Origin of the sequence: Streptomyces sp. NPDC050625 (genome assembly GCF_040654755.1) — a bacterium.
Lineage (GTDB): Bacteria > Actinomycetota > Actinomycetes > Streptomycetales > Streptomycetaceae > Streptomyces.
The window spans coordinates 162,061-174,975 of sequence record NZ_JBFAIQ010000018.1; the positions used below are offsets into that span (position 1 = coordinate 162,061).

Consider the following 12,915-nt stretch of genomic DNA (forward strand, 5'->3'; position numbering starts at 1 on the left):
GTCAGTACGACCCGCTGTGCGGGATGCTGGGCGGGTGGCCGGGCCCGATATCCGCGGGCCCGGCCGGTTGCGTGCGGTCAGGCGCGGGTGGCGAGGTGGCGGTGCTCGGCGGGCAGGTCGGCTTCGCAGTAGAAGCCGATGCTCAGGACCAGGCCGCGGGACTCCACGACCTTCCAGACGGCCATGTCCGTGCACGGCGGCCGGCCGTCCTGCTGGCGGTGATAGTTGGTGGTGCACGCCTCGGGGGTCGGCGAGTCGCCCATCGTCCAGCCGTCCGCGCGGTGGAAGACACGCACACCGGGGCCCTCGTCCTCGCCCGTGCCGTTCGCGCCGCCCAGGTCCTCGACGACCTCGAGGTCGAGGGTGGCGGCGATGTCGCCGAGCGCCACGTAGGTGTCCTCGTCGAGCTTGCCGGCGAGGGTCTCCGCGACCTGGTGGATGGCGGCCGCGGCGTAGGCGCGGCCGATCTCGTCGAGTACGGCAGAGAGGCCGACCTCGTGTGCGGTGTTCTCTTCAAGGTTCAGGTGGTTCAGGGCGCTGTGGTGCGCGCGGCTGTACGCCTCAAGCGCCCTGGCGTGGACGCGGTTGTAGGCGAGCTTGCTGCAGGGGCCGCTGTGCTCGTTGAGGACGTACTGGGTGATGGCCGCGCCGCAGTCGGTGTGAGCGTGGATCGGGTCGCCGGCCTTGAGGCCGCAGGCGCAGCACTGGAGGAAGTTGCCGCTCTCGCGGGTCTCGGGGTTGAACCAGCTGCCGAAGTGGACGCTCTCGGTGGTGCCGCAGTCCTGACAGTTGGTCGGCCCGGTGTGGCCGTGGGCGCGGGCGATCTCGGTGGTGGTGGTCACGGGGTCTCCTCGGTCGTGGTGGACCCGTCATCCGTGGTGACGGGTGTTCCGTCCGTCGTGCGGACGGAAGCCTGGTTGCGGAGCCGCTGGGCGTGCCGGAAGGCGAGGCCGCGCTGCCGGGCGGCGGCGAGGGCTGCGCGGCGGCGCTTCGCCGCCTCGGCTCGGGCGCGGGCGGCGGCGATCTTCTCGGCCACGACGTCGTCGACGTTCATGAGTCCTCCCGCGGACGCTGCTCACGGAGGCGGCGCACGGCGTCGCTAATGCGGCCTGCGGTCAGGGCCCGCCGCTGGGCGGCATTTGCGGATCGAACAGAGCCGATGACGCTGCTGTACGGGACAGGGCGAACCTCGATGCGGTAGCCGGTCGCGTGGTACCCGCTGTCGGGGGCGTAGCAGTGGGCGACGCGGTGCGCGGTGGTGCCGACGGGGTGTGGGCCGTGGATGTGCCAGTGGCAGCACCATCGGCACCAGACGCGGAGGTCGGCGTGTTGGCCGCGCTGGTCGATGTAGCCGGGCAGGACGGGCGTGTCGTCTGTCGGTGGGACGGGCATGGCCGGGTCTCTTTCTCTAACCTCCACCGACCCGCCGCTCCCACTTTTCCCACTTCCCACCCCCCTAAGAGAGGGGGGGTGGGTGGGAATTTGGGCGGGCCGTTGGGAAGAACTTGGGAAGTTGGGAAGTGCGCAGGTCAGTGGTTGTGCCGCAGTTGGGAAGTAGCCGGGGAGGGTGGGAAGTTGGGGTTCTCAGGCAGGGGAAATTCCCACGGCGAAAATGGGAAGTTTTCTCACGCAGCGTCACCGTCCTGTGTACTGGCGGTAGCGGTGGACAGGCGCCAGCAGGGCCGCGACTCACTGCCCGTCTTCACCAGGTAGCCGAGCCGTTCGAGCTTGGCGACGGACCGGTACACGGTGCTGGACGCCATCTCGGAGATGTCGACCAGCCGGGCCCGCGAGACGGCCTCGTTCGGGAAGACGTCGTGCATCACGTCGAGGAGGCGCTGCTCGGTCTTCGACAGCTGGCTCTCCTCGACCGGACTGGCGACCCGGTTGATCAGTACGCAGGATTCGAGGACGGGCTGCATCTTGAGGAACACGGCGTCGAAGTCCTCGACGTCCTTCTGCTTGTCGCACTGGACCTCGACGTACTCCTCGCTCTTGGTGACCTTGATGATCGAGGTGGCCGCGCCGTCGAACGCCGAAGCGCCGCGCATGTTCTCGCCGTTGCGACCGGAGTGATGGATCAGCAGGACACACGCCCCGGATGCTTCGCGCAGCTGGTCCGCCGCCGCGACGACCTGCCCCATCTCGCCGTTGTCGTTCTCGTTCGCACCGACCGTGCAGCGGGCCTGCGTGTCGATGACGATGAGCGCCGGCCGCATCTCCTGTACGAGCAGCCCGAGGGCGCCCCGGTCAGTGCCGTGCAGCAACTGCACGGCGATCGGCAGGAACGTCACGTCCCGCATGGGGATACCGGTGTGGCGCTCCCAGGCTCGGACCCGCTTGCGAATGCCGGAGGTGCCCTCAGCCACCAGGTAGAGGACGGAGCCCTTACTGACCTCGTGGACACCAGCCCAGGGCAGACCGTTGGCGACGCACCCGGCCCAGTCGATGCCGACGAACGACTTGCCGGAGCCGGGCTTGCCGTAGATCCAGGCGAGGGAGTCCCGGAAGAGAACGCCCTCGATGAGCGGGACGGGGTCGGGCAGGTTGTCGAGCCCGTCGGTGTCGACGAGGGCGCCACGGAGCACGGCGAGCCGGGCCTGGGTCGGGTTCTCCCCGCCGCCCTGGTCCGCAGGCTCCTCGGGTGGCGGCTCCTCACCGAAGAGCCGCTCGAAGTCCTCGTCGAAAGCGGTGCTCACGCCGCATACCCCTTGTCGCTGGGCCGGTTGGCGGCGCTGTCGAAGGATGCGCGGGCCTCGGCATCGGTGAGGCCGACGAGGTCAGCTGCATGGAGCAGGGCTGCCTCGGCCTCCGCGAGGTCGATGAGACCCTGCGCGTCCAGTTCGTGAGCACGGCACGCCGCGAAGTACAGGGAGTTGTTGCGGCCTCGGTTCCGGTCGCCGGCCACGGAGTCCATAACGTGCTGCACGAGCTGGTCGACGGTCCACAACTTCCCGCCGCCGGGCCGCCGGGCCGTCCGGTTCCAGAACGGATGGTTCAGGTCGCCCGGGCGCGGCGCCGAACGCGGGGTGGGGACGGGCTTGCGCTCCTTGCGGGGGAGGAGCGATGCGGGCCAGGCGATCTCCGGCTTGTAGAAGACGCTCCGGGTGCCGGGCCACAGGTAGCGGACGCCGGACTTGTGGACGGACGGGGCGAGCAGGATGTAGCCGTTGTGCTTGAAGTCGATGCCCTCGAAGGGTTCGCCGGGCAGGTCGAAGTCGGGGGACAGGTAGATCATGTGAAGGCCGTCGCCGCCCGTGATCTGCACGGTGGTGCCGGGCAGGACGCCGACGCGTTCTTCGAGTCGACGCAGGGACTGGTGGCCGCCGTTGCGGGGGTCGACGTCGACGACCGCCCAGCCGTTCAGCTTGCACGGCGCGCCGATGTTGGCGGTCGGTTCCTCGCGCCACCACTTGCGGACGAGGTCGACGTCGGTGGTGGCGGCGTGGAAGCCGTGGCAGGTGGGGACTCCGCACTGGCAGTCCTCGGGGCGGTGCTTGGTGTACAGGCTGCTCTGCCGGTCGCAGCGTGGACAGTTGGCGTAGGGGGTCTTGTTCCGGCGGACGCGGAAGACCTTGATGCCCGCTGTCGCGTAGGTCTCGGCGGCGGCCGGGAGCTCGGCGGGGATGCGGATACCGACGGTCACGAACGTGCTCTCTTCTACGAGCTGGATCAGAAGTTCGCGGGTGTGCGGGCGGGCGCCGGGCGGGGGATGGCGGCGCCCGCCCGCGGTCAGGCGGCTTTTCGCTTCTCGCGGGCGATGTCCTCGGCGGCTGCGGTGATGCGGCTGCACCAGTCGCGGGCGGCGGTGAGGACGCACACCGGGCTGGGCTGCTGCTCCAAGTCGTGCCGGATGGAGCCGAGGACCATCTCGTGCAGGGCCCGTTCCTTCTGCCGCCGCATGTACAGCTCGTCGAAGGTGGGCTCGGTACCGCCGAGGGCGTCGAGGTCGACGGGCTGGTCGACGGGCCACTCGCCGGTCACAGCTGGCCCTCGCCCCGGTAGGCGCCGTAGGGCTTGCCACCGTTCGCGATCCAGGCGAGTTCCTGTTCGTCGGACCGCTCGGGCAGAGAGAGCCACGTGCGGGCCCAGTTGTCGTCGGGCAATCGTGTCGGCGGCGGGTACCCCCAGGCGTGGGCGAGTGCGTCGACCGGGGTCATGGTGGCGTTCCACCGGCCGCGGGCGTCGACGAACACCCAGAGGTCGGTGGCCTCCTCCATGCATGCGGCGGTCTGCCGGTATCCCTCGATGATTCCGGGGTTCGTGCGCCCGATGTCTGCGACTCCGGCCAGCGACTCCGCGGCGAGCATGGCGTCGCACCAGTGCCGTCCGTGGATGTCCTCGAACAGTGCCCGCACTCGGACGTCGCCGACGATGTACGTGGGCCCGTCGAGGCCGAGCCACCGGCTGGCGGTGGTGAGCATGAACTCCTGTCGCTCGGCCTGGTTGAAGGTGCGCAGAGCGTCGTCGAGCTGTTCCTTGTGGCTGTTCACTGCACACCGTCCACGTTCGTCTCGATCCAGTCGGCGAGGTCCTGGAAGGACTGGGCGCGCGTTCCCTTGGCGAGGGCGTAGAGCGCGCGCATGCTGAGTTCGAACTCCGCGGCGTTGGCGGTCGCGGCCTTCGGGGTCGCGCCTCTGGCGGCCAGGTATCGCTCGGCCGCGAGCGGGTCCGACTGGGCCCAAGGGGCGGCGGTCTCGGACTCGGCTTCGCGGACGAGTTCGAATGCGGCCTGCGGGATCTCGTCGCCTTCGCCCATGCCCTGGACGGTGGCCAGGAACTGGGCGCGTTCGATGTACGTCAGGTCGCTCACTTCGCCTCCTGGGTGCGGCGGGCCGGCCAGCCGGGGCCGGGCGGAATCTCGGGCAGGCCTTGCAGTGCGCGCGGGGTGTGGGCCGGGCACCGGTGGCCGGGCAGGAAGTGACGGACGCCGTCGACCTCGCGGCAATAACGGCGCTCGGCGCCCAACCAGTGGCGGCACTCGGGCCGCGGCTTGTCGTCGGCCGGGCGGCCTGGGGTGTCCACGAGCTGCACATCCCCGGCCGTCGCGGTGTTCTCCTGGGTGCTCACGCCTGCTCCGCCTTGACCACAAGGTCGAGGACGAGGCCGCGGATGGCGGCGAGCCGCTCGACGGGGGCCTGTCCCTTGGGGACGACGACGGTGAAGGTGTTGTCCTTCTTGAGGGCGGCGAAGGCCTTGAAGCCGGCCGCGAGGTCGGGGTCGATTTCGGCGAGCCCGTCGAGGCTGCTCTCGATCAGTTCGATGCCGTAGTGCTTGATGAACGCGGGGATCACGGACGCGGCCGCGTACTCGTTGGCGAGAGCCTCGATGCGGTCGAGCTGGGCGCGGGCCTGGTTGACCTTTGCCAGCAGCTGGGCCGGGGTGACGACCTGAACGTCACCCTGGTTTCCCTGCGTGCTGGCGACCAGCGTGGGCTGGCCGTTGTCGAGGTCGGTCATGATCTCGGCGGTGAGGCTGGCGGTGATGCTCTGTTCGGTCAGGGTCGATGGCGCCGTTGCCACCGCTGAGGGCTGTGCCATAGTTGCCATGAGGACGTCTTCTTTCCGGCGGCGGCACTGATGGGGCGGGCAAGGCCCTGGGTGCCGCCGTCTTGCTGGGTAGCTCTGGTGTGGATTGGTTCGTTCTCAGGCGGCGTCGGACGAGCAAGGTCCGGCGCCGTCGCCGTTGTTGGGGGAGATCTGGAGGACGCGCAGCAGGTCGGCGGTCACGGCGCGGTAGGCCTTGCCGGCGCGGATCACCCGGCAGGGGAACTCGCCGCTGCGGGCGAGGGTGTATGCCGTGGTGCGTCCGACGCCAAAGGCGCGGCCGGCGGTGACGAGGTCGACCGTGGGCGGGAGCTCCAGCAGCTCCTGAGTGGTCATGGGCGTGGTCACGTTGGTGAGCCTCCGTGCATGCGAGATCAGATGCGGGCAAGGCTCTGACCTGCGAATATGCTGCAAGAGGTTGCGATGTGAACCTCCTGGGGACCCACTGTGGCATGTTGTCTAGTGTTGGGTCAAGCCGTCTGAGGTTCGCCAGTTCAACCTGAGATCGGTTAACCGGTGCCCTTGAGTGCCCATGTGTGGGCATGTGTATGCACCTGTGTCATCCAATGTCAGGCCAGGTTGCCCTAAGCTGTTCTAGGTTCTACGCTCGAACCTCATGAAGGTTGATCCGGCGGTCGAACAGGCCATGAACGACACGGAGCTCCGCATTGGGCGCAACCTGCGGCGCATCCGCGAGAACCTCGATCTCTCCCAACAGGACATTGCTCAGCGGCTGACCGAACTAGGGTTTCGCTTTCATCAAACCCAGGTCGCAAAGATTGAGCGCGGCGAGCGCGCGGTGCGAGTCAATGAGTGGATCGCAATCGCCGAGGCGTTGGGTGTAATGCCAATGGCCCTAATGGCGGGTGGGCTCGGTACGGACGACGCGGTGTTTGAAGCTCGGCTGAATTTCGAGCGCATGCGAATCAACGTCGACAACGTCAGTGCCAAGCTCTATGACATAGGCCGTGACCTCGAAGCCGCCTTGAAGCTATATCACGAGGCCCTGGAACACTACGTCCGGACGGCCAACGAGGCCGGAGAGCCCGTGACAGGGGAGGCTGTCGAGCTTGGCAAGCAATGGATTCTCAAGTTCCAGGAACGGCCAGGCACGGCAGAATACGTAGAGGACCTGGAAGCGGCGATGACTAAGGCCGAAGCACTGTTCACTATGCAGCGCCGCGAGGAGGCAGAGGAGTCCTAATGCCCGCATCTCGCCGCGCCGGCGGCATCAGTAAACGGTGTGAATGCCGCGGCCCGGACGGGAAACGGCTTGGAACGAAGTGCCCGCAGCTGGCCAAGCGCACCCACGGCAACCATGAGCTGCACCAGGAGCTGCCCGTCGACGCCGAGGGAAAGCGCCGGCGTTTCCGCCGCACCGGCTACGCGGGCGTCAAGGAAGCGCAAGCCGACCTCGACCGCATCCGCGCGATCCTCGACCTGGCGGGCGACGACGAGGACGGGCAGCGCCGCGTCGGCGACCTGCTGCAAGACCTGATGAAGACGCGCGGCCCGATCCCCGAGCCGACCGAGGTGTCCCGCAAGTTGGGCGTCGGCGTACCGCTCGACGGCAAGATGACCGTCGCTGAGTGGCTGGACGTGTGGATCGCAGCGAAGAAGACCCGCAAGACGACAACGAACAGCTACGCCTCGCACGTGCGCGTCCACCTGAAACCGCGCCTCGGGCACCTGCGCCTGGACCGCCTCAACGTCGGCCACCTGGTGGAGATGTTCGACGGCATCGACGAGGACAGCGAGACCATCGCCGCGGAGAACGCGGCCCGCCGGGAGCAGGAAGCGCTCTGCACCCGCGGCCGGCCTGGCGCACCGAAGGCCAGCGAGCGGGCGGCGCTGGCCGCCGAGCGGGCCAGGCTGGCGGAGATGAAGCCGTACCGCCGTATCACGGGCCCTGCGTCGAAGCAGTCCATACGCCGCACGCTGCGGACCGCTCTGAACGCGGCCATCGCGCGGCAGCTCATCACCTTCAACGCCGCTGCCCATGTCGAGCTTGGCTCAGGCCGTCGGCCGAAGCCGCAGCTGTGGACCGACGAGCGCGTGCAGCGCTGGCGGGAGACGGGTGAGAAGCCGGGCCCGGTCATGGTGTGGACCCCGGCCCAGTTCGGGGCGTTCCTCGACGCGGCCGAGGGCGAGCGGCTGTACGCCTTCTTTCACCTGGTCGGCTTCCGCGGCTTGCGCCGCGGTGAGGGCGTCGGGCAGGACTGGGCCAACGTGGATCTCGGCGAGGGCCTGCTGACTGTTGCGAAGGAGATCGTGGTCGACGGCTGGACGCCGCTTGAGACGGAGCCGAAGACGGACGGCAGCGCGGGCACGATCGGCCTGGACAGCGTCACGGTGCAGGTGTTGCGCGAGCACCGGGCCCGGCAGCTGCAGGAGAGGGAGGCGGCCGGCGGCAAGTGGGTGGAGACGGGCAAGGTCTTCACGACGGAGCTGGGCGAGTGGCTGCACCCCGATGTGGTGTCGAAGGCGTTCCGCCGGATCTGCGGGGGCACGGATCTGCCGCCGATCAACCTGCGGGACCTGCGGCATGTGTCGGCGACGGTGCAGCATGCGGGCGGCGGCGATCTCCACTCGATCAAGGAGACGTTGCGGCATTCGACGATCACGCTGACCTCGGACACCTACACGTCCTTGCTGCCCGAGGTGGACAAGGAGATCGCCGAGCGGGCGGCCGCGTTGGTGCCGCGGGCGCGGCGGGGTGACGCCAAGGCGCCCGTGGAGTAGCGTTGTTGGTGGACAGCATGAGGCCTCGTCACTGCAGGTGGCGGGGCCTTTCTGCTCGGCCATTGCTCGGCCGAACGTCCCGGAACTAGGCGACACGGACTGACACGGGATGGCATGACGAGGGGTACTCAGATCGTGAGTACCCTGCCGTGACCAGCGCAGTTCGATACCGCGCGACACGGGGCGGCATTGGCCGGAATGGGACGGTCCGAGGGGGCCGCAGACTTTTAATCCATTGGTTGTGGGTTCGAGTCCCACAGGGCCTACGGGAGAGCCCCGGTCCGGATCTCGTCCGGAGCGGGGCTCACGTCTTTTCCGCCGTGGTGTGCGCGGGGTCAGCCCGCGCTGAGTTCGGTCAACTGGCCCAGCGGCAGCGTGTGCTGGGTCTGCAGGACCTTGGCCCGCAGATAGCGGACGTTGTGGGCGGTGGTGAAGACGCCCGTCGGGACGCGGTCGTGGACGGTGACGCCGAGGGTGCGCAGCTGTTCGGCCTTGTCGGGGTTGTTGGAGAGCAGGTCGAGTTCCCCGATGCCGAGGGCGCGCAGCATCTGGGCGGCGGCCGTGTAGTCGCGGGCGTCCTCCGGGAGGCCCAGCGCGGCGTTCGCCTCGTAGGTGTCCAGGCCCTGGTCCTGGAGGGCGTACGCGTCGAGCTTGTTGTAGAGCCCGATGCCGCGGCCCTCCTGGCGGAGGTAGAGCAGCACGCCGCCGCGGTCGGCGATGCGCTCGACCGCCTCGCGCAGCTGCGGGCCGCAGTCGCAGCGGGCCGAGCCGAAGACGTCGCCGGTCAGGCACTCGGAGTGCAGCCGGACCAGGGGGACGGGTCCGGGGTCGCCGAGGACGACGGCGATGTGTTCCTGCCCGTCGGCCAGGCCGTGGAAGGTGACGAGTTCGGCGTCGACGCCGTAACCGTCGTGGAAGCGCAGCGGTACCCGGACGCGGGCGCGCGGTGTGGCGGCTGGGGTGTCGGGCATGCGGGTTCTCCGGGGTTCAGGAGTTTCAGTTTTGAAGCAGTTGCCGGGAACCCTACCCCATGCTTTAAATTTGAAGCAACGGATTTGCGGAGTCTGTCGCGGGCGTCACGAGCAGGACTTCGGCGACCGGCGGCGCCATGGCACGTCGTCCGGCGCGCACCGCGCGTCCTCGCCCTGGAGCGCCTCGGCGATCCCGCCGAAGATCTCCTCCAGCTGCCGTACCTGCTCCGGGCCGAGGTGATCGAAGAGGGAGGCGCGTACGGTCGCCACATGACCCGGCGCCGCACGCTCCAGCACGGCCCTGCCCTCGTCGGTCAGGACGGCGATGCTGCCCCGCTTGTCGGAGGGGCAGCCCTCGCGCCGTACCAGGCCGTCCTTCTCCAGCCGGGTCACTGCGTAGGTCAGCCGGCTCCGGGTGATCTTCGACTTCTCGGCGAGGTCGGTCATGCGCAGACTGTGCTCCGGCGCCTCGGAGAGGTTGGCCAGGATGGAGTAGTACAGGTGCGGCATGCCGGTGTCCTGCTGGAGCTGCCGGTCGATCGCGTCCTCCAGGAGCAGACTGCCGGCGATGTACGCGCGCCAGGCGCGCTGCTCGTCGGGGGTGAGCCAGCGGGTCGTCATACCGCCAGTGTAAGTTTGTTTCAAACTTGAACCAAGCCCGCACGTCAGTCGCAGTACATCAGACCTCGTCAGGGAGAGCGCGCCGATGCCGTACCCGTACGTCCTGTTGTCCGCGGCCGTCTCCCTCGACGGCTTTCTGGACGACACCGGCCCCGAGCGGCTGCTCCTGTCCAGCCCGGCCGACTTCGACCGGGTCGACGAGGTGCGGGCGTCGGTCGACGCGATCCTGGTCGGCGCCGGCACGATCCGTGCCGACAACCCGCGGCTCCTGGTCAACTCGCCCGAGCGACGCGCCGCCCGCGTGGCCGCGGGCCGGCCCGAGTACCCCCTCAAGGTCACCGTCAGCAGCTCCGGCGAGCTGGACCCGGACGCGAAGTTCTGGCACACGGGCGGCGAGAAGGTCCTCTACACGACGGAGAAGGGCGCCGAGCGCGCCCGCGGACTGGGCCTCGCGGCCGATGTCGTCCCGCTCGGCCCCGACCTCGACTGGCCGGCGCTGCTCACGCACCTGTACGAGGAGCGCGGGGTGCGCCGGCTGATGGTCGAGGGCGGCGGCACCGTCCACACCCAGCTGCTCCGCCAGGGCCTCGCCGACGAACTCCAGCTGGTCCTCGCCCCGCTCCTGGTGGGAGACCCGGCGGCGCCCCGGCTGTTCGGCCCCGGGGGCTACCAGGGCGGGCGGCTCCGGCTCCTGGAGACGCGCCGCATCGAGGACGTCGTACTGATGCGGTACGAGCCGACGGCACCCGGCACCGGGCGGTCGGTCGCCGCGGCGGACCGGCACTGGATGCGGATCGCCTGCGACCTCGCGGCGCTGTGCCCGCCCTCGGAGACCGCCTTCAGCGTGGGCGCGGTCGTGGTCGCCGCCGACGGCACCGAGCTGGCCCGGGGGCACTCGCGGGAGGGCGACGACCCGGTCGTGCACGCCGAGGAGGCCGCGCTGGCCAAGGTCGACCCGGCCGACCCGAGGCTGGCCGGCGCCACGGTCTACAGCAGCCTGGAGCCCTGCGCCCGCCGGGCGTCCCGGCCCGCTCCCTGTGCGCGGCTGATCCTGGACGCCGGGGTACGACGGGTGGTCACGGCCTGGCGGGAGCCGGACACGTTCGTGCAGGGCGCCGACGGCAGCGGGCTGCTGACGGGCGAAGGCGTGGACGTCGTCGTACTGCCCGAGTACGAGGACCTGGCCACGGCGCCGAACCGCCATCTGACGGCCCGCGGATAAGCCCTGGATAAACCCGTGCGCTTGCACCCCTGAGCATGGCGTATGCTTAAGGCACACCGACGCGGGGTGGAGCAGCTCGGTAGCTCGCTGGGCTCATAACCCAGAGGTCGCAGGTTCAAATCCTGTCCCCGCTACTCAAGGCTCAGGGCCGGAATCCAGTTCATGGATTCCGGCCCTGAGTGTTTTGGCGACGACCGGGCGACTATCACGAAGAGTGACCGGACGAAAGCCCTCCGCATAACATCTGAGTCACCATCAAAAACGTCGTGACTCATGTACCGCGGTCAACTCGCCCGATTTCCACCGGTCATGGTGTGTAAGTCCGCCCGTAAAAACGTTAATGATCAAGCAGAACGGCTTGGAATCTGACAGCCGGGTCTATTAACGTTCGATAACGCAGCGCGGTCGTCCCAGCCGTCACAAGAGTCGGCTCCGTGCGCACGCGCCGAATCCCGCAAGGGAACCGGGGAACCACCACCTTGGGGTGAATCACGCGGATGCCGCCGTGGAGGCACGGCCGGTATACGCGCGTAGGAGACCTTCCTGCTCCGAACCCGTCAGCTAACCCGGTAGGCGACGGAAGGAAAGGAGTACGCCCGCGTGGCGTCCAACCGGCCTGCCCCCACAGCCCCATTCGTGCCGAGCGAGCACACCGAGACCTTCGGCTACGGCAGCTACCGCACCGACGAGGGCCCGTGGGAGGAGTGGAACCCCACCGAGGAGTCCCTCAGCCCGGTACGCGGCCGGCACCGTGTCGTCAAGCAGCGCGGCGGCGGACTCGCCCGTAGCTCCACGGTCCTGGGCGTCGGCGTCATAGCCGCCGTCGGCGCGGGTGGCATGGCCAGCGCCCACACCGGCAAGCCGCCGGTGTCCATCTCCATGCCCGACCTGCCCTCCGTCGGCTCCCTGCTCGGCGACAGCACCCCGGACGAGGCCCCCGACAAGGGCTCCGCGACCGCGCTCAGCAGCGTCGGCATGACCTCGGCCGACAGCGCACAGGGCGCCTCCGACGCCGGTGAGGCACTGCGCAACCGCATCATGGCCCAGGCCGAGAAGCAGCAGGGCCAGGTCGAGACCAAGGCCGCCGCCGCTGCCGTGGCCGCCGCGGACAAGCAGGTCGCCGCCGCGGCCGCCAAGGCCGAGAAGGCGGCCGCCGCCAAGGCCGCCGCCGCCAAGGCGCAGGCGGAGGCCGAGGCCGAGAAGAAAGCCGAGGCCGCGCGCCTGGCCGCGCTGGCCAAGCAGTACACGCTGCCGACCTCCTCGTACACGATCACCTCGACCTTCGGTCAGGCCGGCGCCATGTGGTCCTCCGGCTACCACACCGGCCTCGACTTCGCCGCGCCCACCGGCACGCTCATCAAGGCCATCCACAGCGGCACGATCACCGAGGCGGGCTGGGCCGGCTCCTACGGCTACCGCACGATCCTCACCCTCGACGACGGCACCGAGCTGTGGTTCTGCCACCAGTCCTCGATCAGCGTCTCCGCCGGGCAGAAGGTCAGCACCGGCGACGTCATCGGCCGCGTCGGCGCCACCGGCAACGTCACGGGCCCGCATCTGCACCTGGAGGTCCACCCGGGCGGCCAGGCCACCGGGATCGACCCGATGACGTGGCTGCGGGGCAAGGGCCTCAACCCCTGACCCACCCTGTCGACCGCCGGCGGTCCTGACGACACCCCCCGACGTCAGGGCCGCCGGTCAGGTGTGTGCGGGATCTCCGGTCAGGTGTTCGCGGGATCTCTTCCGAGCGGGATCTCTTCTGAGCCGGCGCTGCTGACGCACGCGTCGGCGTAGCGGCGTGCCACGCCTGTCC

Annotated in this window: 17 protein-coding genes, 1 tRNA gene and 1 riboswitch; of the genes, 5 read left to right on the forward strand and 13 right to left on the reverse strand. The window is 69.3% G+C overall.

Going from position 1 to position 12,915, the window contains the following annotated elements; all coding sequences use genetic code 11:
• Positions 1-77: 77 nt before the first annotated feature.
• The 11 genes from AB0I54_RS31820 to AB0I54_RS31870 all read right to left on the reverse strand — a co-directional run bounded on the left by AB0I54_RS31820 (position 78) and on the right by AB0I54_RS31870 (position 5,882).
• Complete coding sequence (locus AB0I54_RS31820; RefSeq protein WP_363299662.1) at positions 78-842, reverse strand: hypothetical protein; 765 nt, start codon at positions 840-842, stop codon at positions 78-80.
• Positions 839-1,054 (reverse strand): hypothetical protein, encoded by a 216-nt coding sequence (locus AB0I54_RS31825; protein ID WP_363299663.1) that lies wholly within the window; start codon positions 1,052-1,054, stop codon positions 839-841. The genes AB0I54_RS31820 and AB0I54_RS31825 overlap by 4 nt, the downstream gene beginning before the upstream one ends.
• Positions 1,051-1,392: a hypothetical protein gene (locus tag AB0I54_RS31830; RefSeq protein ID WP_363299664.1), complete on the reverse strand. Its 342-nt coding sequence runs from the start codon at positions 1,390-1,392 to the stop codon at positions 1,051-1,053. The genes AB0I54_RS31825 and AB0I54_RS31830 overlap by 4 nt, the downstream gene beginning before the upstream one ends.
• 233 nt (positions 1,393-1,625) lie before the next feature.
• The gene (locus AB0I54_RS31835) at positions 1,626-2,699 is read right to left on the reverse strand and encodes a helicase RepA family protein (protein ID WP_363299665.1); all 1,074 of its coding nucleotides are present in this window, start codon (positions 2,697-2,699) and stop codon (positions 1,626-1,628) included.
• Positions 2,696-3,646: a bifunctional DNA primase/polymerase gene (locus AB0I54_RS31840; protein ID WP_363299666.1), complete on the reverse strand. Its 951-nt coding sequence runs from the start codon at positions 3,644-3,646 to the stop codon at positions 2,696-2,698. Before AB0I54_RS31840 ends, AB0I54_RS31835 begins: the two co-directional genes overlap by 4 nt.
• Before the next feature lie 86 nt (positions 3,647-3,732).
• A complete protein-coding gene (locus AB0I54_RS31845; protein WP_363299667.1) occupies positions 3,733-3,984 on the reverse strand; it encodes a hypothetical protein in 252 nt (83 codons plus the stop codon).
• Positions 3,981-4,493 carry a hypothetical protein gene (locus AB0I54_RS31850; RefSeq protein ID WP_363299668.1) on the reverse strand — a complete coding sequence of 171 codons (513 nt, stop codon included), beginning with the start codon at positions 4,491-4,493 and terminating at the stop codon, positions 3,981-3,983. The genes AB0I54_RS31845 and AB0I54_RS31850 overlap by 4 nt, the downstream gene beginning before the upstream one ends.
• Positions 4,490-4,813: a hypothetical protein gene (locus AB0I54_RS31855; RefSeq protein WP_363299669.1), complete on the reverse strand. Its 324-nt coding sequence runs from the start codon at positions 4,811-4,813 to the stop codon at positions 4,490-4,492. Before AB0I54_RS31855 ends, AB0I54_RS31850 begins: the two co-directional genes overlap by 4 nt.
• The gene (locus AB0I54_RS31860) at positions 4,810-5,070 is read right to left on the reverse strand and encodes a hypothetical protein (protein ID WP_363299670.1); all 261 of its coding nucleotides are present in this window, start codon (positions 5,068-5,070) and stop codon (positions 4,810-4,812) included. Before AB0I54_RS31860 ends, AB0I54_RS31855 begins: the two co-directional genes overlap by 4 nt.
• Positions 5,067-5,540, reverse strand: coding sequence for a hypothetical protein (locus AB0I54_RS31865; RefSeq protein WP_363299671.1), 474 nt, complete (start codon positions 5,538-5,540; stop codon positions 5,067-5,069). Before AB0I54_RS31865 ends, AB0I54_RS31860 begins: the two co-directional genes overlap by 4 nt.
• 105 nt (positions 5,541-5,645) lie before the next feature.
• Positions 5,646-5,882 carry a DNA-binding protein gene (locus AB0I54_RS31870; protein WP_363299672.1) on the reverse strand — a complete coding sequence of 79 codons (237 nt, stop codon included), beginning with the start codon at positions 5,880-5,882 and terminating at the stop codon, positions 5,646-5,648.
• Positions 5,883-6,162: 280 nt separating this feature from the next.
• On the opposite strand from AB0I54_RS31870, the gene AB0I54_RS31875 reads away from it, so the two are divergent.
• Both AB0I54_RS31875 and AB0I54_RS31880 read left to right on the forward strand, forming a co-directional pair.
• Positions 6,163-6,750: a helix-turn-helix transcriptional regulator gene (locus AB0I54_RS31875; RefSeq protein ID WP_363299673.1), complete on the forward strand. Its 588-nt coding sequence runs from the start codon at positions 6,163-6,165 to the stop codon at positions 6,748-6,750.
• A complete protein-coding gene (locus AB0I54_RS31880) occupies positions 6,750-8,288 on the forward strand; it encodes a site-specific integrase (protein WP_363299674.1) in 1,539 nt (512 codons plus the stop codon). The genes AB0I54_RS31875 and AB0I54_RS31880 overlap by 1 nt, the downstream gene beginning before the upstream one ends.
• Positions 8,289-8,623: 335 nt before the next feature.
• On the opposite strand, the gene ribA is transcribed toward AB0I54_RS31880, so the two are convergent.
• Both ribA and AB0I54_RS31890 read right to left on the reverse strand, forming a co-directional pair.
• Positions 8,624-9,259, reverse strand: coding sequence for a GTP cyclohydrolase II (gene ribA, locus AB0I54_RS31885; protein ID WP_363299675.1), 636 nt, complete (start codon positions 9,257-9,259; stop codon positions 8,624-8,626).
• 105 nt (positions 9,260-9,364) lie between these two features.
• Positions 9,365-9,880 carry a MarR family transcriptional regulator gene (locus tag AB0I54_RS31890; protein ID WP_363299676.1) on the reverse strand — a complete coding sequence of 172 codons (516 nt, stop codon included), beginning with the start codon at positions 9,878-9,880 and terminating at the stop codon, positions 9,365-9,367.
• A gap of 85 nt (positions 9,881-9,965) precedes the next feature.
• Here AB0I54_RS31890 and AB0I54_RS31895 point away from each other — a divergent pair, with 85 nt between their 5' ends.
• The 3 genes from AB0I54_RS31895 to AB0I54_RS31905 all read left to right on the forward strand — a co-directional run bounded on the left by AB0I54_RS31895 (position 9,966) and on the right by AB0I54_RS31905 (position 12,743).
• A complete protein-coding gene (locus AB0I54_RS31895; protein WP_363299677.1) occupies positions 9,966-11,102 on the forward strand; it encodes a dihydrofolate reductase family protein in 1,137 nt (378 codons plus the stop codon).
• Positions 11,103-11,162: 60 nt separating this feature from the next.
• Positions 11,163-11,236, forward strand: a tRNA-Met gene (locus tag AB0I54_RS31900).
• Positions 11,237-11,535: 299 nt separating this feature from the next.
• A riboswitch (cyclic di-AMP (ydaO/yuaA leader) is annotated at positions 11,536-11,695 on the forward strand.
• 7 nt (positions 11,696-11,702) lie between these two features.
• A complete protein-coding gene (locus AB0I54_RS31905) occupies positions 11,703-12,743 on the forward strand; it encodes a M23 family metallopeptidase (protein ID WP_363299678.1) in 1,041 nt (346 codons plus the stop codon).
• Positions 12,744-12,915: the final 172 nt, after the last annotated feature.